21 protein-coding genes and 1 pseudogene are annotated in these 22,372 nt (G+C 65.3%); 11 read left to right on the plus strand and 11 right to left on the minus strand.

Going from position 1 to position 22,372, the window contains the following annotated elements:
• Positions 1-31: 31 nt before the first annotated feature.
• Genes ribH through HJG53_RS15685 form a run of 6 tightly spaced genes read right to left on the minus strand, consistent with a single transcriptional unit; the run spans position 32 to position 4,259 of the window.
• Complete coding sequence (gene ribH / locus HJG53_RS15660) at positions 32-454, minus strand: 6,7-dimethyl-8-ribityllumazine synthase (RefSeq protein ID WP_171132224.1); 423 nt, start codon at positions 452-454, stop codon at positions 32-34.
• Positions 454-1,605, minus strand: coding sequence for a 3,4-dihydroxy-2-butanone-4-phosphate synthase (gene ribB, locus HJG53_RS15665; RefSeq protein ID WP_171132306.1), 1,152 nt, complete (start codon positions 1,603-1,605; stop codon positions 454-456). Before ribB ends, ribH begins: the two co-directional genes overlap by 1 nt.
• The gene (locus HJG53_RS15670) at positions 1,589-2,200 is read right to left on the minus strand and encodes a riboflavin synthase (protein ID WP_171132226.1); all 612 of its coding nucleotides are present in this window, start codon (positions 2,198-2,200) and stop codon (positions 1,589-1,591) included. The genes ribB and HJG53_RS15670 overlap by 17 nt, the downstream gene beginning before the upstream one ends.
• Before the next feature lie 3 nt (positions 2,201-2,203).
• Entirely contained in the window at positions 2,204-3,187 is a 984-nt protein-coding gene (ribD, locus tag HJG53_RS15675) for a bifunctional diaminohydroxyphosphoribosylaminopyrimidine deaminase/5-amino-6-(5-phosphoribosylamino)uracil reductase RibD (RefSeq protein ID WP_171132308.1), read from the minus strand.
• Positions 3,188-3,204: 17 nt separating this feature from the next.
• Entirely contained in the window at positions 3,205-3,555 is a 351-nt protein-coding gene (locus tag HJG53_RS15680) for a hypothetical protein (RefSeq protein ID WP_171132228.1), read from the minus strand.
• 38 nt (positions 3,556-3,593) lie between these two features.
• Positions 3,594-4,259, minus strand: a complete 666-nt coding sequence (locus HJG53_RS15685) for an energy transducer TonB (protein ID WP_171132230.1) — start codon at positions 4,257-4,259, stop codon at positions 3,594-3,596.
• An 86-nt stretch (positions 4,260-4,345) separates the two neighbouring features.
• Between HJG53_RS15685 and thyA the strand changes: the two genes are divergently transcribed.
• The 6 genes from thyA (at position 4,346) to HJG53_RS15715 (ending at position 10,331) form a co-directional block, all read left to right on the plus strand.
• Positions 4,346-5,266, plus strand: coding sequence for a thymidylate synthase (gene thyA / locus HJG53_RS15690; RefSeq protein WP_254447825.1), 921 nt, complete (start codon positions 4,346-4,348; stop codon positions 5,264-5,266).
• Positions 5,267-5,277: 11 nt separating this feature from the next.
• The gene (locus HJG53_RS15695; protein ID WP_171132234.1) at positions 5,278-6,324 is read left to right on the plus strand and encodes an aldo/keto reductase; all 1,047 of its coding nucleotides are present in this window, start codon (positions 5,278-5,280) and stop codon (positions 6,322-6,324) included.
• Positions 6,321-6,776, plus strand: coding sequence for a dihydrofolate reductase (locus HJG53_RS15700; protein WP_171132236.1), 456 nt, complete (start codon positions 6,321-6,323; stop codon positions 6,774-6,776). Before HJG53_RS15695 ends, HJG53_RS15700 begins: the two co-directional genes overlap by 4 nt.
• A complete protein-coding gene (locus tag HJG53_RS15705; protein ID WP_171132237.1) occupies positions 6,673-8,259 on the plus strand; it encodes a class I adenylate-forming enzyme family protein in 1,587 nt (528 codons plus the stop codon). The genes HJG53_RS15700 and HJG53_RS15705 overlap by 104 nt, the downstream gene beginning before the upstream one ends.
• Positions 8,260-8,322: 63 nt before the next feature.
• The gene (locus tag HJG53_RS15710; protein ID WP_171132239.1) at positions 8,323-9,156 is read left to right on the plus strand and encodes an OmpA family protein; all 834 of its coding nucleotides are present in this window, start codon (positions 8,323-8,325) and stop codon (positions 9,154-9,156) included.
• 32 nt (positions 9,157-9,188) lie between these two features.
• A complete protein-coding gene (locus HJG53_RS15715) occupies positions 9,189-10,331 on the plus strand; it encodes a GNAT family N-acetyltransferase (RefSeq protein WP_171132241.1) in 1,143 nt (380 codons plus the stop codon).
• On the opposite strand, the gene HJG53_RS15720 is transcribed toward HJG53_RS15715, so the two are convergent.
• Complete coding sequence (locus tag HJG53_RS15720; RefSeq protein ID WP_171132243.1) at positions 10,318-10,902, minus strand: SOS response-associated peptidase family protein; 585 nt, start codon at positions 10,900-10,902, stop codon at positions 10,318-10,320. The two genes, HJG53_RS15715 and HJG53_RS15720, sit on opposite strands and share 14 nt — an antisense overlap.
• Positions 10,903-11,269: 367 nt before the next feature.
• On the opposite strand from HJG53_RS15720, the pseudogene HJG53_RS15725 reads away from it, so the two are divergent.
• Positions 11,270-11,666 (plus strand): annotated as a pseudogene (locus tag HJG53_RS15725) (GIY-YIG nuclease family protein).
• 110 nt (positions 11,667-11,776) lie between these two features.
• Positions 11,777-12,385, plus strand: coding sequence for a BRCT domain-containing protein (locus HJG53_RS15730; RefSeq protein ID WP_171132245.1), 609 nt, complete (start codon positions 11,777-11,779; stop codon positions 12,383-12,385).
• A gap of 460 nt (positions 12,386-12,845) precedes the next feature.
• Here HJG53_RS15730 and HJG53_RS15735 read toward each other — a convergent pair whose 3' ends face one another.
• Positions 12,846-13,574: a ParA family protein gene (locus HJG53_RS15735; RefSeq protein ID WP_217352887.1), complete on the minus strand. Its 729-nt coding sequence runs from the start codon at positions 13,572-13,574 to the stop codon at positions 12,846-12,848.
• Positions 13,575-13,974: 400 nt separating this feature from the next.
• On the opposite strand from HJG53_RS15735, the gene HJG53_RS19210 reads away from it, so the two are divergent.
• A complete protein-coding gene (locus HJG53_RS19210) occupies positions 13,975-14,400 on the plus strand; it encodes a Panacea domain-containing protein (protein WP_368039596.1) in 426 nt (141 codons plus the stop codon).
• Positions 14,401-14,461: 61 nt separating this feature from the next.
• Entirely contained in the window at positions 14,462-15,142 is a 681-nt protein-coding gene (locus HJG53_RS15745) for a hypothetical protein (RefSeq protein ID WP_217352888.1), read from the plus strand.
• 65 nt (positions 15,143-15,207) lie between these two features.
• Here HJG53_RS15745 and HJG53_RS15750 read toward each other — a convergent pair whose 3' ends face one another.
• The 3 genes from HJG53_RS15750 to HJG53_RS15760 all read right to left on the minus strand — a co-directional run bounded on the left by HJG53_RS15750 (position 15,208) and on the right by HJG53_RS15760 (position 20,294).
• A complete protein-coding gene (locus tag HJG53_RS15750; RefSeq protein ID WP_171132250.1) occupies positions 15,208-15,849 on the minus strand; it encodes an alpha/beta hydrolase in 642 nt (213 codons plus the stop codon).
• A complete protein-coding gene (gene uvrA, locus HJG53_RS15755) occupies positions 15,850-18,855 on the minus strand; it encodes an excinuclease ABC subunit UvrA (RefSeq protein WP_171132252.1) in 3,006 nt (1,001 codons plus the stop codon). It lies immediately after the preceding gene.
• Positions 18,856-18,965: 110 nt separating this feature from the next.
• Positions 18,966-20,294: a DUF4118 domain-containing protein gene (locus HJG53_RS15760; protein ID WP_171132255.1), complete on the minus strand. Its 1,329-nt coding sequence runs from the start codon at positions 20,292-20,294 to the stop codon at positions 18,966-18,968.
• A gap of 204 nt (positions 20,295-20,498) precedes the next feature.
• Between HJG53_RS15760 and HJG53_RS15765 the strand changes: the two genes are divergently transcribed.
• Complete coding sequence (locus tag HJG53_RS15765) at positions 20,499-22,334, plus strand: potassium transporter Kup (RefSeq protein ID WP_254447833.1); 1,836 nt, start codon at positions 20,499-20,501, stop codon at positions 22,332-22,334.
• Positions 22,335-22,372: the final 38 nt, after the last annotated feature.

The raw sequence follows: 22,372 nt of genomic DNA on the forward strand, positions 1-22,372 counted from the left end.
ACTTCGCTGCACTCCGCTCAGGACCGAGCGCTTAGTTTGCGAACCTGTGCCGCAGCGCCAGCATGGCGAGCGCCGCCTTGGCCGCTTCGCCCCCTTTGTCTTTTTCCGTGCGGCGGGCGCGGGCGAGCGCCTGGGCTTCGTTCTCGACCGTCAATATACCATTGCCGATTGCGAGCCCGTCGAGCGTCAGCGCCATGATGCCCCGCGCACTTTCGTTCGAGACGACCTCGAAATGATAGGTTTCGCCGCGGATCACCACGCCGAGTGCGACAAAGGCGTCATAGCGCCCCGTCTCTGCCGCCAGCGCGATCGCCCCCGGCACTTCCAGTGCGCCGGGCACCGTCACCGTTTCGTGGCTATGCCCTGCGGCGTCCAGCGCCGTGCGGACGCCGTCCAGCAGCAGGTCGTTCAGATGCTCGTAGAAGCGCGCTTCGACGATGAGGATATTGGCCATTATTCTCCGCCCGTTCCGGGGATCGCCTGTTCGCCGACGATCGACAGGCCATAGCCTTCGAGGCCCACAAGCGTGTGGTGCGTGTTGGTCAGCAGCACCATGTCGTGCACGCCGAGCTCGGCCAGGATCTGCGCGCCGATGCCGTAATCGCGCAGCTCCTCAACCTCGGGCGCGCCAGCGCCCTTGCCCTCGGCACGCAGCTGCATGAACCGGCTGACGATGCCCTTCATCGGCTTGTTGATGACGACGATCACGCCAGCGCCCGCTTCGCCGATCGCTTCCATCGACTTGGACAGCAGCCCGGCGCGCTCACTCTCTTCGCCGAACACATCGACGAACATCGACATGGTATGCATGCGCACCAGCGTCGGCTTGGCCGGATCGATGCGGCCTTTCTGCAGCGCGATCAGCTCGTCGCCGGTGACCTTGTTGACGAAGGTGACCGCCTTCCAGTCGCCGCCCCAGCGGCTCTGGAAGGTCATCTCCGCGCGGCGCTCGACCAGATGGTCGTGGCGGCGGCGATAGGCAATCAGGTCGCGGATGGTGCCGATCTTGAGGTTGTGAAGCTGCGCGAAGGCGATGAGGTCGTCGAGACGCGCCATCGTCCCGTCGTCCTTCATGATCTCGCAGATCACGCCGGACGGGTTGAGGCCAGCGAGACGCGAAACGTCGACGGCCGCTTCCGTGTGGCCCGCGCGGACCAGCACGCCGCCGTCGCGCGCGACCAGCGGGAACACATGGCCCGGCGTGACGATGTCGTCCGCGCTCTTGGAGCCGTCGATCGCGACGGAGATGGTGCGCGCCCGGTCCGCGGCGGAGATGCCGGTCGTCACGCCTTCGCGCGCCTCGATCGACACGGTGAAGGCAGTCTCGTGCCGGGTGCCGTTGTTGCGGCTCATCAGATTGAGACCTAGCTGGTCGACGCGCGCCTTGGACAAGGCCAGGCAGATCAGGCCCCGGCCGTGCTTCGCCATGAAGTTGATCGCGTCCGGCGTCGCCATCTGCGCGGGGATGACCAGATCGCCTTCATTCTCCCGGTCCTCGTCATCGACCAGGATGAACATGCGGCCGTTGCGCGCTTCGTCGATGATCTCTTCGGGGCTGGAGAGATAGGCGTGGCGCAGGCGGCTGACTTCAGGATTTGCCACGATAATATTCCATGCGCTGGAGGTAGCGGGCGAGCACGTCGATCTCGATGTTGACGGCCTGGCCCTGGGCAAGTGCGCCGAGCGTGGTCACCGCCTGGGTGTGCGGGATCAGGTTGATCGAGAAGTGCGTGCTGCCGTCCGGCTGATCGGCGACCTGGTTGACGGTCAGCGACACGCCGTCGATCGTGATCGAGCCCTTGGTCGCGATGAACGGCGCTAGGTCGGAAGACACTCGAAAGCCGATCCGCTTGGAGTCGCCTTCCGGGCAGATGCCGACCACTTCGGCCACGCCATCGACATGGCCGGTGACGATATGGCCGCCCAGTTCGTCGCCCAGCTTCATCGCCCGTTCGAGATTGAGGCTGCGACCCGCGGTCCATTGGCCCTGCGCGGTGCGTCTGATCGTCTCGCCCGAAATGTCGACCGCGAACCAGCCCGGTCCCTTGTCCACCACTGTCAGGCACACGCCCGAGCAGGCGATCGACGCGCCGAGATCGACCGTCGCCATGTCGAACGCGGTCCGCACGACGGCGCGCGTGTCGCCCCGCTGCTCCACGGACTCGATGGTCCCGACGTCGGTGATGATTCCGGTGAACATATGTCAGCGCTGTCGCACGTAGACTTCGAGCCGGTCGCTGCCAAGCATCCGCGCGTCCGCCAATTGCCACCGCCCGTGCGCTGCGGCGAGGTCGGCAAGGCCGATGTCGCCCAGCGACGCCTTGCCGCCGCCGATCAGGATCGGCGCGCGGTAGAGCAGGAGCCGATCCACCAATTCGGCGCGCAGGAAGGCGGCTGCGGTCTGCGCCCCGCCTTCGACGAGGAGGTGGTCGCCGGGGAGGGTGGCGATCTGGTCGGGAGAATCAATGATGTTCCCCGGCGAAGGCCGGGGTCCAGTGCGCTCCGAAGTTCGGCCCCGGCCTTCGCCGGGGAACGAGGAAAGGACGACACGCATCGGCGACTGCGCTTCCAGCCCCTCCAGCCGCACGTCCAGCTTCGGCGCATCCACCTCCCAGGTGCCGCGCCCGACCAGGATCGCCTCGTGCCGGCTCCGTTCGAGATGCGCATGCGCCCGCGCCGGCGCGCCGGTGATCCAACGGCTGGTGCCGTCCGCAAGCGCGATGCAGCCGTCGAGCGACGTTGCAAGCTTCAGGGTGACGAACGGTCGGCCAAGCGCCCGCCGCGCCAGGAAACCGGCGATGGCGGCCCGCGCCTCCGCCTCCCGGATGCCCGATACGACCTCGATTCCAGCAGAGCGGAGGCGCTCGAAGCCGAGGCCGCAGGTGCGCGGATCGGGATCCTGCATGGCGGCGGCGACCCGCTTCACACCCGCCGCGACGATCAGCTCGGCGCAGGCAGGACCGCGGGCGCTCACATGCGCACAGGGTTCGAGCGTGACGTAGAGCGTCGCGCCTCGCGCTTCAGCGCCGGCCTGCGCCAAGGCCACCGCCTCGGCATGCGGGCGGCCGCCGGGCTGGGTCCAGCCGCGGCCGATCACCCGGCCGTCCTTCAAGATCACGCAGCCGACGCTCGGATTGGGCGCGGTTCGCCCGCGACCGCGCTCCGCGAGCGCGAGCGCGGCGCCCATCCAGCGCGCTTCGTCGCTCAGAAGCCCCACCGCGTCAGCGCGTCGTCGATCTTTTTCAAGGAGCGGCGATTCTCTTCCTGCCGCTTCTTCTCGGCGGCCTCGCGGATCGCGCGGTTCTTGGCGTCCGTCTTCTGCGCGGCGACGATCTCGGCGTCGGTGCGGTTGAGCGGCCAGCTTTCGACATATTGCACGTCGCGCTGCCAAGGCTTCTTCAGGTCGCCGGAGTCCAGATAGAAACCAGCGATGATCGTGACCGTCACCACCACGGCCAGGAAGGCGAAGACGAGCTCATGCTTTTGCCGCGTGCCGAGGAAGCTGCGCAGGTCCTTGAGCCCGGTCAGGGGATTGTAGCGGTGGAAGCGGGACATGGGGGGAAGATAGGCGGCCCGTGCCCCGCTTGCCAGCCTCAGCTCTTGATCTCGAACCGGACGGTCATCTGTTTCCAGCTTTCGATCGCCACGCCGTCTCGAGTCGCGGGCCTGAAGCGCCATTTGCGCAGCGCCTGCCGCTCGGTCGCGTCGGCGAACAGCGGATCGTCGGCGGAGATGATCGCGACCTGCTTCACCCGGCCATCGGTGCCGATCAGCACGCGTACGACGGCCTTGCCTTCGACCCCGGTGCGGAGCAGCTGCGAGGGATAAGGCGGCTGGAAGTCACGGATCGCGCTCGGCAGCGGCTCGGCGCCCACGGTGACCGGTTGGGGCGTGGCGGTTTGGGTCGGCGTGGGCGTCGGCTCTATGCGCGTCCCTGTTCCAGCGCCGCTGTTTCCGAACGGGGGCAAAGAGCCAGTGCCTTCGATCGTCGGATCGCTCGGTTCGGCCTTGGTCGGGACCTCGCGCGGCGGAACGAACGGCGACTTCGTGGGCCGTTTGATCTCGGGCTGTTTCTCAGTGACGGGCTCTGGCACCGGCGGCTCCGTGGGATGGATGAGTATGAACGGATCGGGCTTGATGACCACATAGCCCGATTTGGCGAGCAGCACGGCGGTCACCGCGGCGAGGTTGATGGCGATTGCCGCGGCCATCGCGACCGGATGGCGCTGGCGTTGGTTGAGGAATCCGTCTGCGGTCATGGCATCGTCTCCTGTGACTCGGCCTCTGCGGACCGTGAGCGCAGGATGATACAACATTACATCGCTTGCAAGCGGCTTGTGGAGCCATGCCCGGTCGCGCAAAGACCGCCGCAATGACTCACCCGGAAAAGCAGTATCTGGACGCCATGCGGCGGGCCTGGGCCGAGGGCAGCGAGCGGCGCGACCGCACGGGCGTCGGCACGCGCTCGCTGTTCGGCGTCACCATGCGCTTCGACCTGTCGAACGGCACCGTACCCCTGCTCACCACCAAGCGGATCTTCTGGAAATCGGCGGTCAAGGAGCTGATCTGGTTCCTCTCCGGCGACACCAATATCCGCCCGCTGGTCCAACAGGGCGTGCATATCTGGACCGACTGGCCGCTCGACCGCTTTCGCCGCGAAACTGGCGAGGCGATCGACCGGGACGCGTTCGAGGCGCGCATCGTCGAAGACGACGCGTTTGCTGCTGAATGGGGCGATCTCGGCCCGGTCTATGGCAAGCAATGGGTCGCCTGGCCCGATGGCAAGGGCGGCACGATCAACCAGATCGAGGCGCTGGTGCATGGCCTGAGGCACAATCCCGCCTCCCGCCGCCACATCTTCACCGGCTGGAACGTGGCCGAACTCGACCGCATGGCGCTGCCGCCGTGCCACATGACCTACCAATATCATGTGGCGGACGGCCGGCTGTCGGGCATCCTCTATCAGCGCAGCTGCGACCTGGGTCTCGGCTTCGGCTTCAACATTTTCGAGGCGGCCCTCCTCCTCCGGATGCTCGCCCAGCAATGCGATCTGGAGCCCGGCGAGATTGTCTGGATGGGCGCCGACGTGCACGTCTATCTGAACCACGAGCATCTGGTTGCCGAGCAGGTCGCCCGTGAACCCCGCCCTTTCCCGAAGCTCGAGCTGCTCCGCCGGCCGGACAGCATTTTCGACTACCGGCTCGAGGATTTCGCGGTTGCCGGCTACGATCCCCACCCCCACATCGCAGCTCCCGTCGCCGTCTGAGGAGTTGTCCCATGCGCTATAACAAGCTCGGCCGTACCGGCCTCTATGTCTCGGAACTCTGCCTCGGCACGATGACGTTCGGCGGGCAGGGCATGTGGACGGCGATCGGCCAACTCGACCAGTCCGATTCCGATGCGCTGGTGAAGACCGCGATCGATTCCGGTATCAACTTCATCGACACGGCAAACGTTTATTCCGAGGGCCTTTCGGAGCAGATCACAGGGCAGGCGCTCCGCAACCTCGGCATCGCCCGGGATCAGGTGGTCGTCGCGACCAAGGCGATGGGGCCGATGGGCAAGGGCCCGAATGACCGCGGCCTGTCGCGCTACCACATCATGAACCAGGTCGAAGCCAGCCTGAAGCGGCTGCAGCTAGATCATATCGACCTTTACCAGATGCACGGCTGGGATCCGGCGACGCCGGTCGAGGAGACGCTGCGCGCGCTCGACAATCTCGTCCAGCGCGGACTGGTGCGCTATGTCGGGGTGTCGAACTGGGCGGCCTGGTCGATCATGAAGGCGCTCGGCACGTCTGAGCGGCTGAACCTCGCCCGGTTCGAATCCCTGCAGGCCTATTATACGATCGCCGGCCGCGACCTCGAGCGCGAGATTGTGCCGATGCTGCAGAGCGAGGGCGTGGGCCTGATGGTCTGGAGCCCGCTCGCCGGCGGTCTGCTGTCGGGCAAGTACAGCCGCGAGGATGAGAAGGGCGATGGCGGCCGCCGCGCGGGGTTCGACTTCCCGCCGGTCAACAAGGACCGCGCCTATGACGTGATTGACGTCATGAAGCCGATCGCGGAGGCCCGCGGCGTTTCGGTCGCGCGGATCGCGCTCGCCTGGCTGCTGCACCAGCCGGCCGTGTCCAGCGTGATCGTCGGTGCGAAGCGGGTCGAGCAGCTGACCGACAACATTGCCGCCGCCGAAGTGGAACTCACCGCCGACGAGCTGGCCAAGCTCGATGCCGCGAGCAAGCTGCCGCCCGAATACCCCGGCTGGATGCTGCAGCGACAGGGCGAATATCGCGCGCCGCAGCTCAACCAGACCCGCCACGGCGCGTGAAGCCGGAAGTGGTCTTCGTCATTGCCCGCGCCGAAAATGGCGTGATCGGCAAAGACGGGGCGCTTCCCTGGCGCATTCCCGAGGATCTGAAGCGATTCAAGGCGCTGACACTGGGCGCTCCGATGATCATGGGCCGCAAGACGTTCGAGAGCCTGCCGAAGCTGCTGCCGGGCCGCCGTCACATCGTGCTGACTCGCGGCGATTGGTCAGCCGAAGGCGCTGAAGTGGCGTGTACCGTTGATGACGCGCTTGCACTGGCCGATGGCGGGCGCGTGTCGGTTGTCGGCGGAGCGGACATTTTCCGGCTGTTCGAGCCCCTGGCCGACCGGATCGAACTGACCGAGGTGCATGGCAGCCCGGAAGGCGACACGATCGTGCCCCCCTTCACCGGCTGGCGGGAAGCCGCTCGCGAAGACCACGAGGGATACAGCTTTGTCACGCTCGTCCGCTGAACTTCTCGCCGAGCCTTTCACCGACCATTCGGAGCTATTCCGGGCGCTGGCGGCCGAGCAGCCGGACAAGCTCGCGATCGCCGACGAGCAGCGCGCGATCAGCTGGGGCGAGCTGGATGCCCTGGTCGAGCGGATCGCGGCGCGGCTGCAGGGGGATGGCGTCGGCAAGGGCGACGCGGTGGCGATCGTCGGACTGAACTCTATCGCCTATAGCGCGGTGTTCCTGGCCGCGATCCGCACCGGTGCCGCCGCGGCGCCGCTGACCACTTCCGCCTCGCCAGAAGCGCTGACTGCCATGCTCAAGGACAGCGGCGCGCGCCACCTCTTCGCCGATCCTGACATTCAGCTGGAGGTGCCGGGCGGCGTTGAGCGGATCTCGCTCCATGACCTGGATGGCTGGCTTCCTGTTGAAGGCAGCCGCGCCACGCCGGTCGAGATCGGCCCCGACGACCCGTTCAACATCATCTATTCGTCGGGCACGACCGGCACGCCCAAGGGCATCGTCCAGTCGCACCAGATGCGCTGGAACTATCTCGCGCGTGCCGGGGTGTATGACCGGAATGCGGTGACGCTGCTGTCGACGCCGCTCTACTCCAACACGACCTTGGTCAGCTTTCTGCCTTGCCTCGGCTTTGGCGGCAGCGTGGTGCTGATGAAGAAGTTCGACGCGCTGCGGTTCCTCGAGCTGTCGGAACGCTACCGCGTCACCCACACGATGCTGGTGCCGGTCCAGTATCGGCGGCTGATGGCGCTGCCCGAGTTCGATCGCTTCGACCTTTCCAGCTATCGCCTCAAATTCTGCACCAGCGCGCCGTTCGCGGCCGAGCTGAAGCGCGACATTCTCGATCGCTGGCCGGGCGGGCTGATCGAGTTTTACGGCATGACCGAAGGTGGCGCCTCCTGCGTGCTCGTCGCGCACGAGTTTCCCGACAAGCTCCATACGGTCGGCCGGGTCGCGCCCAATAGTGAGATGAAGCTGATCGACGAGGGCGGTAGGGAAGTGCCACCGGGCGGGGTCGGCGAGGTGGTCGGGCGCGGGCCGATGATGATGAGCGGCTATAAGGGGCGGGAGGAGGCCAGCCGCGCCGCGGAATGGTTCGACGGCGACGGCCGCCGCTTCATCCGCCACGGCGATGTCGGCCGCTTCGATGAGGACGGCTTCCTGATCCTGATGGACCGCACCAAGGACATGATCATCTCGGGCGGGTTCAACATCTACCCGTCGGACCTGGAAGCCGTGCTCGCGGCCGAGCCGGGCGTGGTCGAGGCCGCGGTGGTGGGCGTGCCGCACCCGGATTGGGGCGAGACGCCGGTCGGCTTCGCCGTCCTTGTTCACGGCGGCGACAAGGATGCCGTGCTCGCCGCTGCCAATGCGAAGCTCGGCAAGACGCAGCGGCTATCGGCGCTGCACGCCGTCGATCAGCTGCCGCGCAGCCCGATCGGCAAGGTGCTGAAGCGGGAACTGCGCGACCGGATCGCCTGATCGCGCCAAGGAAACCGTTCGACCCTTTTTCTGTTTACCCGGCAGAAAACAGGGAGAGTGTCGATGCTTCAGCCGCATGTGATCCGGCCCGGAATGCCGGTGCTGACGCCGGACGGGCAGCGGATCGGCAATGTCGATGAGTCGGACCGCTTCGGCCTGAAGCTGGCCAAGGACAGCACGCCGGACGGCGAGCATCATTATGTCGCGGCCGACCTGATCGACCGGGTTGAGGCGGACAGCGTGCGGCTGAACCAGCGCGCGCTCGACATCCTCCACGGGCGGCGGCCGCACCGCGGCGGCGCGGCGCCCATCGACCTGCGCAAATGGCTGCCGTGGATCCTCGCCGGGCTGCTCGCTCTGATCTTGCTCGTTGTGCTGCTGCAGGACCGGGACGGGGCCGAACCGGCCGCCACCGTCCCGGCCGCCAGCCAGACCGGTGTTGCCGAGCCCGCCGCGGCACCGGTCGCGCTGCCCAACGGCAAGACGGTCGAGCTGGCGCCGAATACCCTCTCCTATGACGTACAGGCCTATCTGGCCTCGCAGGAGGCGGCGCCGAAGACGTTCAGCTTCGACCGGCTGAACTTCGACACCGGAAGGTTCGACATCCGCGACGATGACGAAAACGAGCTGGAGAATCTGGCGCGCGTGCTGAACGCATATCCCAATGCCCGGGTGCGGGTGGTCGGCTATACCGATGCGAGCGGCGGCGAGCTGCCCAACCAGCGGCTCGCTTATGCCCGAGCGCGCAGCGTCGCCAGGGCGCTGACCGGCGAAGGGGTGGACGAGGACCGGATCGAAGCGGTGAGCGGCGGCGAGAGCAACCCGGTCGCTTCCAACCAGACCGGCCAAGGCCGCTTCGAGAACCGTCGGACCGAGCTGATCGTCCTCAGCCGCTAGCCGCGGCGGCAGTGGCATCCTACATCGATGCCATGGCCGATTCCTCCTCCGAGTTCGTGGCGCGGATCGGCCAGAGCGTGGCCTCGATCGACCCCGCCGACTGGGACGCCTGCGCCGGCAGCGGCAATCCGTTCGTCGGCCATGCTTTCCTGTCCGCCCTCGAAGAGTCCGGATCGGCGACGGCGCGGACGGGGTGGCAGCCCATCCCGATCATCGTCGACGGTGAGGACGGGCGGCCGGTGGCGGTGGCGCCGGCCTATGCCAAGAGCCACAGCCAGGGCGAATATGTGTTCGATCATAGTTGGGCCGATGCCTGGGAGCGGGCGGGCGGCCGCTATTACCCGAAGCTCCAGGTTGCCGTGCCCTTTTCACCGGTGCCCGGTCCACGGCTGCTGCTGCGCGACGAGAGCGCGGCGCCGCAGCTGATCGCGGCGATCGAAGCGGTGACGGTGCAGAGCGGGCTGTCATCCGCCCACGCCACCTTCGTCGCGCCGGATCAGGTGCCGCTGTTCGAGGCGGCCGGCTGGCTGATCCGCACCGACAGCCAGTTCCACTGGCAAAATCGCGGCTATCAGAGCTTCGACGACTTCCTCGCCGACCTGTCCTCCCGCAAGCGCAAGGCGATCCGCAAGGAGCGCGCCGCCGCGGTCGAGGGGCTGGAGATCCGCCACCTGACTGGCGCGGAGCTGACCGAGGCGCATTGGGACGCCTTCTGGACCTTTTACCAGGACACCGGATCCCGGAAATGGGGCCGGCCCTACCTCACCCGCCGCTTCTTCTCCCTGCTCGGCGAGCGGCTGGCGGACCGCACTTTGCTGATCCTGGCGCTGCGCGACGGGGTGCCGATCGCCGGCGCGCTGAACCTGATCGGCGCCGACACGCTCTATGGCCGCTATTGGGGCGCGACCGAGGAAGTGCCGTTCCTCCATTTCGAGCTCTGCTATTACCAGGCGATCGATGCCGCCATCGCGCGCGGGCTGCAGACGGTCGAGGCGGGTGCGCAGGGTTCGCACAAGCTCGCCCGCGGCTATGTGCCGGTGCCGACCTGGTCCGCGCACTTCATCCCCGATCCCGGTTTCCGCGCCGCCATCGCCGACTTTCTGGAGCGGGAGCGGGCGGCGGTGGCGCGCGAGGCGGCGTTCATGGGCGAGATGGCGCCGTTCAAACGCGGCTGACCTGCAGGCTGCCGGCCGGGAGCGGCTGGCAGAGCTGCGCGGCGGGGACGGCCGGGTCGAGCCAGCTTGCCCAGGCGTCGCGGCCGAGCACGACCATCTGGCGGCTGTGATAAGGCGCGGTGTCAAGTCCGGGCGGGCAGGTGAGCAGGGTGAACGCCTCGCCCACCGCCGGATCGCTGCGCCACAGGCCTGCGATGCAGAACCAGTCATGGTCGGCGAGGGTGAACAGCCACTTGTCCTTGCGCTTCTGCTTGGGGTCCGCAGGCGCGGTGAATTCGAAAAAGCCGTCGACTGGTATGAGACAGCGGCCGGAGCGGAACTCGCGGCCATCGGAGCGGAAATTATAGACCGGCTTGCCGTGGGTGCCGGGCCAGCTCCAGCGGCGGGTGACCGCCTCGGCCTGGTCCGGACCGCCGGCGGCGCGGATGATGACGGCCGGATCGGTGATGCGGATGCTTTCCAGCGGCGCCATGTTGGGCGCCCCTTCCGGAAAGACCAGGGGAATGCGCGTCTGACCCCAATCCTCGCGCAGCTGCCCTAGCGCGATCCGACGACGGACTTCGTTGCACATCGCGCCACGCTAGGATTTAGCCGAAGCTAAATCCAGCGCCGGTGGCGCGATCGGCCGGCGGTGCCGAAAGCACCGTCCGACGCGGGATTCACTCTCGCGGCGCGGCTGAACCGGGGCACGCAAAGCGCGAATGGTCACGAATGTTCGCAGCAAAACGCCCTTTTCCAACATGTCGCCGGGCCCGAGGAGCACCGACCGCTCCGATGTAACGCGGTCGGCACGGTGTAGGACAGGATTTTGTCGCTCGCCCGCATACTGGCCCATGCGATTGCCAGCGGGACCGTTCATTCTCCTCCGTCACCCCGGACTCGATCCGCGGTCCACCTTAGCTTCTATCAAGTCCGCCAAGACGAACAGGGGTTGTGAGATGCACGGCGACAAGCTCCCTGCGGTCTACATCATGGCGAGCGGCTTTCGCGGCACGCTTTACATCGGCGTCACCTCGGACCTGCTCGGCCGCGTATGGCAGCATCGGGAGGGCAGCTTCCAGGGGTTCACGGAACGCTATGGCTGCAAGCGCCCTTCGACAGGCTCAGGACAGGTCTGGTCTGTTTCGGGGCAGGCGGCGACATGACAGGCGCGATCGCGCGCGAAAAGCAGCTGAAGCCTGTCCTGAGCTTGTCGAAGGGAACTGGCGTCGCGACTGGAAGCTGGCGCTGATCGAAAAGGCTAACCCGTCCTGGCGGGACCTGGCCGAGGATTGGGGCTTCGAACCTTTGCTGAAGACGCCGGGTAAGGCGCCGCCGCCGAGGAACCTGCCCTGATGCTTCTTGCCTGTCGTGCCGGGCTTGATCCGGCATCCACCTTCCCTTCTGCTGCAGCCGGGGAAAGAAGGTGGACCCCGGATCAAGTCCGGGGTGACGGCGGGGGGGGCATGCAGGGCGAGCAGTTCTACAACCAGGTCGGCGGCGATCGGATCACCGATCGGCAGATTGACGAGCTGGTCGGCCTTGCGCGCGGGATCGCGGCGGACGGGATGATCAACCAGGCTGAGGTCGAGTTCCTGCAGAAGTGGCTCGCGGCCAATATGGCGATCAGCGACCAGCCGATGGTGCGGCGCCTGTACCAGCGGGTGAACCTCATCCTCGCGGACGGCATCGCCGACCCCGAGGAATGCCGCGACCTGCTCGACACGCTGAACAGCTTTTCGAATCGCGACTTCGAGCTGGGCGAGGTGATGAAGGCGACGACCCTGCCGCTGTGCGATCCGGCACCGGCGCTGACGTTCAGGGATCGGCGTTACTGCTTCACCGGCACCTTCAACTTCGGCCAGCGCAAGGAGTGCCAAGCGGCCGTGACCGGGCGCGGCGGCGAGTGCGGCAGCCTTACCCGCAGCACCGACGTGCTGGTGATCGGCATGTACGCGACCGAAAGCTGGAAGCACTCAAGCTTCGGAACCAAGATCATGAAGGCCGTCGACCTGCGCGAAAGCGGCGTGCCGATCGCGATCGTGTCGGAGGCGTGGTGGGCCGGGCATTTGTGAGCGCGTTGAGGGCGGTGATGCTGGAACAGCTATGGCTGTGGACCAGCAATTTATTTGGATGCACGGCCGCGACATGGCGCCCGCCTTCGTCCGCAACAGCCGCCCCCCGCTCCACCCGGCGTGGACCCGATCCGCTAGACCTACGCGGACGAGCGGGAGCGCAGGCGGATGTGAGCTTGGCGCGGTGGTGAGATTTCACCATCCCGCCACTTGTTCGAGCGTATCTACTATCTCTTGAAAATGATCAGCCGAGTCCCGAGCAGACGCTATATGTGCGCCTCTCAAGCCATCTCCAGAGTTGCAGTAAAATATAGGTTTCCGGGCATCCATCGAATACGGAATAAGACTGTGAAGATTAGGGATTTGACCAAGTTTGTAGTCGGCATCTTCCCACGCAACTACTTGTCCAATTGGCGTTAGCTTATCGACGATGTTCTCCTTGATAGCACCTTCAAGCTCGTTACCGTAAATTTGCCACCCCTCCGTCATTCCAGTGGAGTTGGATCGAATTGTGCCGCTGAATGACGTAGCCCAAGTAGGTTGGCTGACCCGAGGGAATCGACAGCGTAGGATCATGCCAAGAGGCATTGCATAGATCCCAATCGCGCCGCCAAGAGATCAATTTGTTGCCGAGATTTTCGGTACCTTGGATCGAGAAGAGGTCCGGGGCAACAGGAGTAATGAAGTAATCACTGGTGGCGAGGACAGCTCGATTCAAAGCGCCCAAGTTAGGCCCTAAATCGATGAGGACTAAATCAGCAGAAACTCTGTCTGCTGCCCAGCTAATATAGCGATGGATCGCAGACTGCGCGCGCAAGGCTGGCTCGCTTCCGCCGCGAGCGCCACTCCACGTATCGCCCAGGACGTCTTCAAAATCTGTGAGCCTCAAATCCCCGGGAATTATATGGAGGTCTCCACGCGCATTTGGCACGGGGGTCGGCGCTCGGTTCCGAATGTCGCCGGTAGTTCGATAGACCGGCTCTATCGCACGATAGATGCTATTTCCATCGGCCGACCATGCCCTGCGAATCGCCGCGTCGGAAAGGGTGTATGCTGTCAGGTTACATTGACTATCGCAATCTACCATTAGGACGCAGAGACTCCTCTCTGCCAGAAGGTGCGCGACGTGATACATGTAGGTGGTTTTGCCGACCCCGCCCTTATTGTTGAAAATGCTGATCTTTTTCATCTGCTTGCCCTTGGATTTCCGCTGGAGCCGGAATGCGCGACGGCGAGGCATGCCGCAAGACCTTAACTTCTTTAGGGTCGTTCTGGGTCGGAGTGGTGGGAGTTTGCACGTGTGTGCAGCATCTGCGGCTGCGACAAAGGCGCCACAGTTTTCCACAAAAGTTTTACCGTTCTTGATATGTTCTCATCGCTTGGATAGATGGTACTTGTCTCGCTGAGAATACGGTGAAAAGGCGACGTTCCGTCTATGCTATGGAAGACCGCAGGTAGGGAGCAGGGCGATGGACGTAGCGGGGCGTAGACCCCTGATAGATACTCCTGGTTTTGAGGCGGTGGATGCGAAGTCCCTTGCCAACCTTATATTGGATTGGGCCGACAAAGCGGGGATATCAGTATCCCCTATGAAGCTTCAAAAGCTGCTGTATTTCTGTCACGCCGACTTTCTAGTTACCGTAGGTAAGCCGCTCATTAGACAAGACTTCGAGGCGTGGGAATTTGGGCCAGTCATCCCTTCTATCTTCCACGAGTTTAAGCGCTTCGAAGCGGCACCGATCAGTGTTCGAGCGGAAATCTTCAATCCTATCACGTGCAATAGGGAGGTTCCTGTTTCAGCTAAGCTTGGCCCTTACGAGCCTTTAATCCGAAGTAGCTTTGAGTCCTACTCTAGGTATACTGCATCGATTCTATCGAACATGTCACATTCGGAATCTGGCCCTTGGGCTGAAACGCTTCGGCGATTTCGGAAGGGGTCTATAAAAGGTCGATCAATAGATAACGAAGTGATCCAACGCCACCACGAGAGACCGATTCAACGGGCAGTCCATTGACTCCTCGGGCCCGTTCTGTTCTCATTTAAAAATGACAAAAGCTACTCGCTCAAGCGCTCCATTGGCACTCTCCGTTGCGAGCGTAACCGAAGCGGGCAATGTGCGACTCACTGTAGATCGAATGCTTGAGTTTGATGAAGCCAAGATTGGCTTCACTCATGCGCACACTTGGGCGGCAATGCCAGCAGCGCGACGAGGGGTCATCAAATCAACGTCCGCGCATATCGTCTTTCCAGGAACTCATCCCCGTGTTGAAGCTTGCATCCGCGCATTGTGTGAACTTGGAGAGCGTGACCCGGTAGAAACCAAACGATTCGCCGATTTTCCACAATCAGGACTTACCACGAGCCGGCAAATTGAATGGGGGCCTGAAGTTGTCATCAACGTCAAGGCTGTTTGTTGGTATGTCAAGGACGGTGTGCCTATAATCCCGCTTCTTCAACCGCGCAAAGTAGCGCTGCTTGAGGAAAAGTTAAGTCTCTATGCGACTTTGGGTTTGCAAGCCTACTGCAAGGGAGATTGGGCAACTGGTAGTGTAGAAATCGTTGATCTCTCCGGGGAAGATGAGGTCTTTGCGACACTCATCCCGCAGTCTGACCTCAAGCCACTATCAGAGACGCGGGTCGATCAGTACGTTCAGACTTATCTTGAGGCGAAACAGATTGCGGATCGGGTTCGGGCTGAACGTCCTAAGCAGCAGCCAAAGCCTCGGGGCGACGATTTGTTTAATCGCCCAAGTTAACTATTCCCCGCTGCGCCCTCGAGAGCATGATACTCATTAGCTAAACGCTGAGAATATGGGCTCGCTTAGGTAGCAAAGTACGCCACCCCCTCCTCCTGCACCTCCGCGGTCATGCCGTGCTCCCCGTCGAAGGGGCGGAAGGTGACCTTTACCCGCGCTTGCAGGCCGGGGACGAGGTTGCGCTCCGTGTTCGCGAAAGGCAGCACCGTGTCGCTGCGGCCGTGGGCGATGAAGATGCGTTGGGCGGGGTCGTAGCGGCTCGGGGCGAAGGCCATGCCGGGGGAGTAAGCGAGGATCGTGCCGAAGAGCTGAGGGTGGGCGAGGCCGATCGTCAGGGCGGTGCTGGCGCCGTCCGAGAAGCCGCCGATCGCGGTGCGGGCGGGGTCGGTGGGACGGCGGGTGCTCAAGGCCGTCATGGCGGCGCGGATGCGGGTCAGGTCTTCGTCGAGCGTCGGAGCGGCGGTGGTGCGGGGGCGGGCCTGGGCGATCAGGTCCCAGGTCAGGCCGCGTGACCTGGGGGCGAGCAGGACGACGCCGTGGCGCTCCGCCTCGTGCCGAAAGGCAGCGAGGATCGAGTTCGGCGTGCCGCCAGCGCCGTGGAGGAGGACGAGGAGCGGGGGCTTTTCGCCCGCTGACGCGGGGATATAGGCGCGGGCGCCCTGGTCCAGCCTGAGCGTGGCGGCGAGGGCGAGCGCGATCAGGGACATTTATTCGGCGGGTTCGCGTTCTCGGGTCTTGCGGCGGGCCGGCGCGCTGGCGGCTGCCTCCGCTTTGTTCGACCCGGTGTCTCGACTTCGCTCGACACGAACGGGTTTGGAAAGCAGGGGCGCGAGATACGCGCCGGTGAACGAGCGCGGTTCCTTGACCACGTCTTCGGGGGTGCCGGTGACGAGGATTTCGCCGCCCTTGACGCCGCCTTCCGGCCCCAGGTCGATGATCCAGTCGGCGGTCTTGATGACGTCGAGATTGTGTTCGATCACGACGACGCTGTTGCCCTGTTCGACCAGGGCGTGGAGGACTTCCAGCAGCTTGCGGACGTCTTCGAAGTGGAGGCCGGTGGTCGGCTCGTCCAGTATGTAGAGCGTCTTGCCGGTGCTGCGGCGGCTGAGTTCCTTGGCGAGCTTGACGCGCTGGGCCTCGCCGCCCGACAGCGTCGTCGCCTGCTGGCCGACCTTGATATAGCCCAGGCCCACTTCGACCAGCATCGCCATCTTGTCGCGGATGCCGGGCACCGCCTTGAAGAACTCGGCGGCGTCCTCGACCGTCATGTCGAGCACGTCGGCGATCGAGCGGCCCTTGAACTTCACCTCCAGCGTCTCGCGATTGTAGCGGGCGCCGTGGCAGACGTCGCACGTCACATAGACGTCGGGCAGGAAGTGCATCTCGATCTTGAGCAGCCCGTCGCCGGTGCAGGCCTCGCAGCGCCCGCCCTTGACGTTGAACGAGAAGCGGCCGGGCTTGTAGCCGCGCGCCTGCGCCTCGGGGAGCCCGGCAAACCAGTCGCGGATCAGGGTGAAGGCGCCGGTATAGGTGGCCGGATTGGAGCGCGGCGTGCGGCCGATCGGCGACTGATCGATGTCGATCACCTTGTCGCAATGTTCGAGGCCGGAGATCTTCTCGCACGGGCCGCAGACCATCCGCGCCCCGTTCAGCGCGCGGGCGGCGCCGGCATAGAGGGTGTCGATGGTGAAGCTCGACTTGCCCGAGCCCGACACGCCGGTGACGCAGGTGAAGGTGCCGAGCGGGATGGAGGCGGTGACGCCCCGCAGATTGTTGGCGCGGGCGCCGTGGACGGTCAGCTTCTTGCCATTGCCCTTGCGGCGCTTCGTCGGGACGGCGATTTCTCGCCGTCCCGAGAGGTAATCGGCGGTCACGCTATTCTCGTGGCTGAGTAGCTCGGCCAAATCACCTTGAGCCACGATCTCGCCGCCATGCGCGCCGGCGCCGGGGCCCATGTCGACGATATAGTCGGCGGTGCGGATCGCATCCTCGTCATGCTCGACGACGATCACGGTGTTGCCGAGGTCGCGCAGCCGCTTCAGCGTGGCGAGCAGCATGTCGTTGTCGCGCTGGTGGAGGCCGATCGAAGGCTCGTCGAGCACATAGAGCACGCCCGACAGGCCGGAGCCGATCTGGCTGGCGAGGCGGATGCGCTGGCTTTCGCCGCCCGACAGCGTGCCGCTGGTGCGGTCGAGGTTCAGATAGTCGAGGCCGACATTGTTGAGGAAGCCGAGGCGCTCGACGATCTCCTTCAGGATGCGCTCGGCAATGGCGCGCTGCTGGTCGGAGAGGTGCGGCGGGAGCGAGGTGAACCAGGCGAGCGCGTCGACAACGGACAGGCGGGTGGCCTGGCTGATGTCGCGGCCGGCAATCTTCACCGCCAGCGCCTCGGGCTTGAGGCGGGCGCCGTGGCAGGTCTCGCAGGGCTGGGCCGACTGGTATTTGCCGAGTTCCTCGCGCATCCAGGCGCTCTCGGTCTGCAGCAGGCGGCGGTTGAGGTTGCCGATCACGCCTTCGAACGGCTTCTTGACCTCATAGCTCTTGCGGCCGTCGATGAAGCGGAGGGTGACGGGGCGGCCTTCGGTGCCGTGCAGGATGACGCGCTGGGTCTCCGGCGGCAGCTCGGCCCAGGGCGTGTCAAGCGCGAAGTCGAACTCGCGGGCAAGGCTGGCCAGCACCTGCATGTAATAGGGGCTGGGCGGCTGGCTCTTCGCCCAGGGCACGATCGCGCCCTTCTTCAGGCTGAGCGTCTCGTTGGGGACGACGAGGTTCTCGTCAAAGATCAGCTTTTCGCCGAGGCCGTCACAGGCCGGGCAGGCACCTTGCGGGGCGTTGAAGGAAAAGAGCCGCGGCTCGATCTCGGGGATGGTGAAGCCGGAGACGGGGCAGGCGAACTTTTCGGAGAAGACGATGCGGCCCGGGGGGGCGTGTTCCCCGGCCACCCGCTTCTCGACTTCGCTCGAAGCGAACGGAGTTTGGGTGTCCGGCTTTGGAGGATCAGCCGGATCGACATACGCCAACCCGTCCGCCAGCTTCAGCGCCTGTTCGAAGCTGTCGGCGAGGCGGCTCTCGATGCCTGGGCGCACGACGATGCGGTCGACCACCACTTCCAGGTCGTGCTTGTATTTCTTGTCGAGCGCCGGGGCTTCGTCGATCTCGTGGAACTGGCCGTCGATGCGGACGCGGGTGAAGCCGGCCTTTTGCCACTCGGCCAGCTCCTTGCGATACTCGCCCTTGCGGCCGCGCACGACGGGGGCGAGCAGATAGGCGCGCGTGCCCTCGGGCAGGGCCATGACGCGATCGACCATCTGGCTGACCTGCTGCGCAGCGATCGGCTCCCCGGTCGCGGGGCTGTAGGGGATGCCCACGCGCGCCCAGAGCAGGCGCATATAGTCATAGACTTCGGTGACGGTCGCGACGGTCGAGCGCGGGTTGCGGCTGGTCGTCTTCTGCTCGATCGAAATGGCGGGCGAGAGGCCTTCGATGTGATCGACGTCCGGCTTCTGCATCAGCTCGAGGAACTGGCGCGCATAGGCGGAGAGCGACTCGACGTAACGCCGCTGCCCCTCGGCATAGATGGTGTCGAAGGCGAGGCTCGACTTGCCCGAACCCGACAGGCCGGTGATCACGATGAGCTTGTCGCGCGGCAGGTCGAGGTCGACGCCCTTGAGATTATGCTCGCGCGCGCCGCGCACCTGAATGTGGGTCAGCATGCGGAACACCGCAGCTGAAGGATGTGAGTCAGCATAGGGGCCGAGTTCTACTTCTGTTCTGTGGAGGACGCCAGAGCAGGAAATGGGGGCTGCAATACCGCCCGGCAAGCTCAGGCGACGAGGCGGTAGCCGACCGAAGGTTCGTTGACGATCAGCCTGGGGCGGGCGGGATCGCGCTCCAATTTCTGGCGGAGGGCACGGATCGCGACGCGCAGATAGTCGGTCTGGCGTTCATATGCGGGGCCCCAAGCGCTTTTGAGCAGATGGGCGTGCCCCAGCACGCGGCCGCGATATTTGGCGAGCTCCGCCAGCACCGCATATTCCTTGGGCGTGAGGTGAACCGGTGCGCCGTCGCGGAGCACGGTGCGGTGATACAGGTCGATCGTCACGCCGCCGGTCTCGAACGGCTGCTCGTCCGGAGCGGGGCCGAGTTGCAGCAGATTGTCGAGGTAGCGCTGCAGCCGGGTCACCTCGGTGGTGACGACCGACAATTGCTCCTTGTCCGCCCCGCCGGTGCGGCGCAATGCGGCGGCGGCGGCGACCAGTGCGTGGAGCGGCGGCTTCAGCTCCTCGCCGACCGTCGACAACAGCGTCGCGCGCAACCGGTCGCGCTCGCGCACCGTGGCGAGATCGCGCGCTTCCGCGTCCGCGCGCGCGCGTTCCAGCGCCAGCGCAACCTGGTCGAGCAGGCTGTCGAGCAGGGACAGTTCGTCGCGGGACACGGCCGGCTGGCCATCGTCGCGCGCGAGGGCGACCGCGGCGAGGATGTCGCTGGCGGAGCGAACCGGGTGAAGCTGCCATTCGATCGTCGTCACCCCGGCAAGGCCGCGGCCCGTCCGCTCGCCGGTCGTCAGCACCACGGCGGTGGCGGCCAGGTCGCTCGGCGTCAGCGCCGCGGAGCCGGGCCGCGCGGCGACGATGCGCGGGTCGGCCGCGCCGGTCAGCATCACGGCGTTGCAGCCGAACAGAGAGGAGAGCTCGGCGACGGTGGCATCGGCGATCTCCTGCGCGTCCGCGCAGCTGAGAAGGTACCGGGCGAGGCCGGCAATCGTCGCGTTGCGGTCGGCATGCGCGGCTGCAAGGCTCGCCTGACGGCGCAAGGACGAGGCGAGGGTCGAGGTCACGAGCGCGACCAGGAATAGCATAATCACGGTGACCAAATCGGCCGGGCTGTGGATGCGGAAGGTCCGGAGCGGCACCGTGAAGAAGAAATTATAGGCGAGCGCCGACCCAATCGCCGCGAGCAGAGCGGGGCCGCGCCCGGCAAAAGCGGCCGCCGCGAGGACGGCGGGCAGATAGACGAGGTCGACCGCGCCGGTACCCCAATAAGGCGCCATGGCAAGGCCGATCACCGTCGAGGCGGCGACCAGCAGGAGGGCGGCCGCAAAGGCCGGCAACCCTTCCGCGGGTTGGGCAGCGATCGAAATGCGCGTCGTCATGATGCGCCGGAAGGTGCGCGCTGTTGGGGCGAAGGTCGAGAGGGCGGCGCAGGATTCCCCCGTTTTGCTTACGCCGGACTCACGGGATCCTCATGGAATCTTTATGTGGCCAGCGCGCACCTGAGCGGCATGGCCACCATGACCACAGCTGCCGGCGGCGCACCTGCCGGCGAACACACACCCGGTGACGCACTCCCCAAGCTGATGCTGGGCGCGATCGGCGTCGTCTATGGCGATATCGGCACCTCGCCGCTCTATACGCTCAAGGAAAGCTTCCTCGGGCCGCACCCGCTGAAGGTGGATGCGCTGCACATTTTCGGCGTGCTCAGCCTGATCTTCTGGGCGCTGATGCTGGTCGTCACGGTCAAATATGTCTTCGTCGCCATGCGCGCGGACAATAAGGGCGAGGGCGGGTCCTTCGCCCTGCTGTCGCTGATCTCGCGCAGCCTGGGCGAACGGAAATGGGCACCGGCGCTGGTGCTGCTCGGCGTGCTCGCCACCTGCCTCTTCTATGGGGACGCGATGATCACGCCCGCCATTTCGGTGCTGTCTGCGGTCGAAGGGCTGACGATCGCCGAAGCGCGCCTGCAGCCGCTGGTGCTGCCGATCGCCCTGTGCATCCTGCTGGGCTTGTTCCTGATCCAGGCGCGCGGCACCGCGAAAGTCGGGCGGCTCTTCGGGCCCGTCATCCTCGTCTATATGGCCGTGCTGGCCATGCTGGGCGTGACCAACATCGCGGCTCGGCCGGAGGTGCTGCAGGCGCTGAACCCCGCCTGGGCCGTGCGCTTCTTCGTCTACGACCCGAAGCTGTCCTTCCTGGCGCTCGGCTCCGTCTTCCTGGCGGTCACGGGCGCCGAGACGCTCTATGCCGATATGGGCCATTTCGGGCGGCGCGCGATCGGCTTTTCCTGGCTGGCGATCGTCTATCCGTGCCTGATGCTCAACTATCTCGGGCAGGGCGCGCTGATGCTCGGCGATCCGGCAACGGCCGCCAATCCCTTTTACCTGATGGCGCCGGACTGGGCGCGGCTACCGCTGGTCGGTATCGCCACGCTGGCCACGGTGATCGCGAGCCAGGCGGTGATTTCGGGCGCCTTTTCGGTGACCCATCAGGCGATCCAGCTCGGTTTCCTGCCGCGACTACGCACCCTGCACACCAGCGAGACGGCCGCCGGCCAGATCTACATCCCCGCGATCAATTGGGGGCTGCTGCTGATGGTGATCGTGCTGGTGCTCGGCTTCCGCGAGTCCAGCCGGCTCGCCTCCGCTTATGGCATCGCCGTCACCGGCACGATGCTGATCACGACCATGATGCTGGCGGTGCTGGTGTTCGCGGTGTGGCGCTGGAACCGCCTGCTCGCGACAGGGACGATCGGCCTGTTCCTGCTGGTCGACGGCGCTTTCTTCGCGTCGAACATCACCAAGGTGCCGGACGGCGGCTGGTTCCCGCTGCTGGTGGCTGCGATCAGCTTCACCGTGCTGACGACCTGGGCCAAGGGCCGGCTGCTGATGCGGCAACGGCTGGAGGAAAGCGCGCTGCCGTTGCCGGTCTTCATCGCTTCAGCGGCATCGTCGGTCCACCGGGTGCGGGGCACGTCCGTGTTCCTGTCGAGTTCCGCCGATGCAGTGCCGGCGGCGCTGCTCCACAATCTGAAGCACAACCAGATCCTGCACGAGCGGGTGATCATCCTGACAGTCAAGGTCGAGGACGTACCGCAGGTGAGCGACGCGAAGCGGGTCGAGCTGCACGATGCCGGCGAAGGCTTCTACCGCGCCGTGCTGCACTATGGTTTCATGGACGAGGTCGACATTCCGCGCGACCTGGCCGGGATCAGCCAATGCGGCGCGCCGTTCGACATGATGAGCACCAGCTTCTTTCTCGGCCGCCAGAAGCTCATCGCGTCCAAGACCATGCCGGGCATGGCGCTATGGCGCGAGCAGCTGTTCGCCTGGATGCTCAAAAGCTCGGAAAGCGCGATGGAGTTCTTCCGCCTGCCGACCAATCGTGTGGTCGAACTGGGCAGCCAGCTGCAGATCTGAAGCCACTCGATTTCCCGCAGCCTTTCCCTAAGCTGCCC

The organism is Sphingomonas sp. ID1715, from assembly GCF_013044515.1.
Classification (GTDB): Bacteria; Pseudomonadota; Alphaproteobacteria; order Sphingomonadales; family Sphingomonadaceae; genus Sphingomonas_B.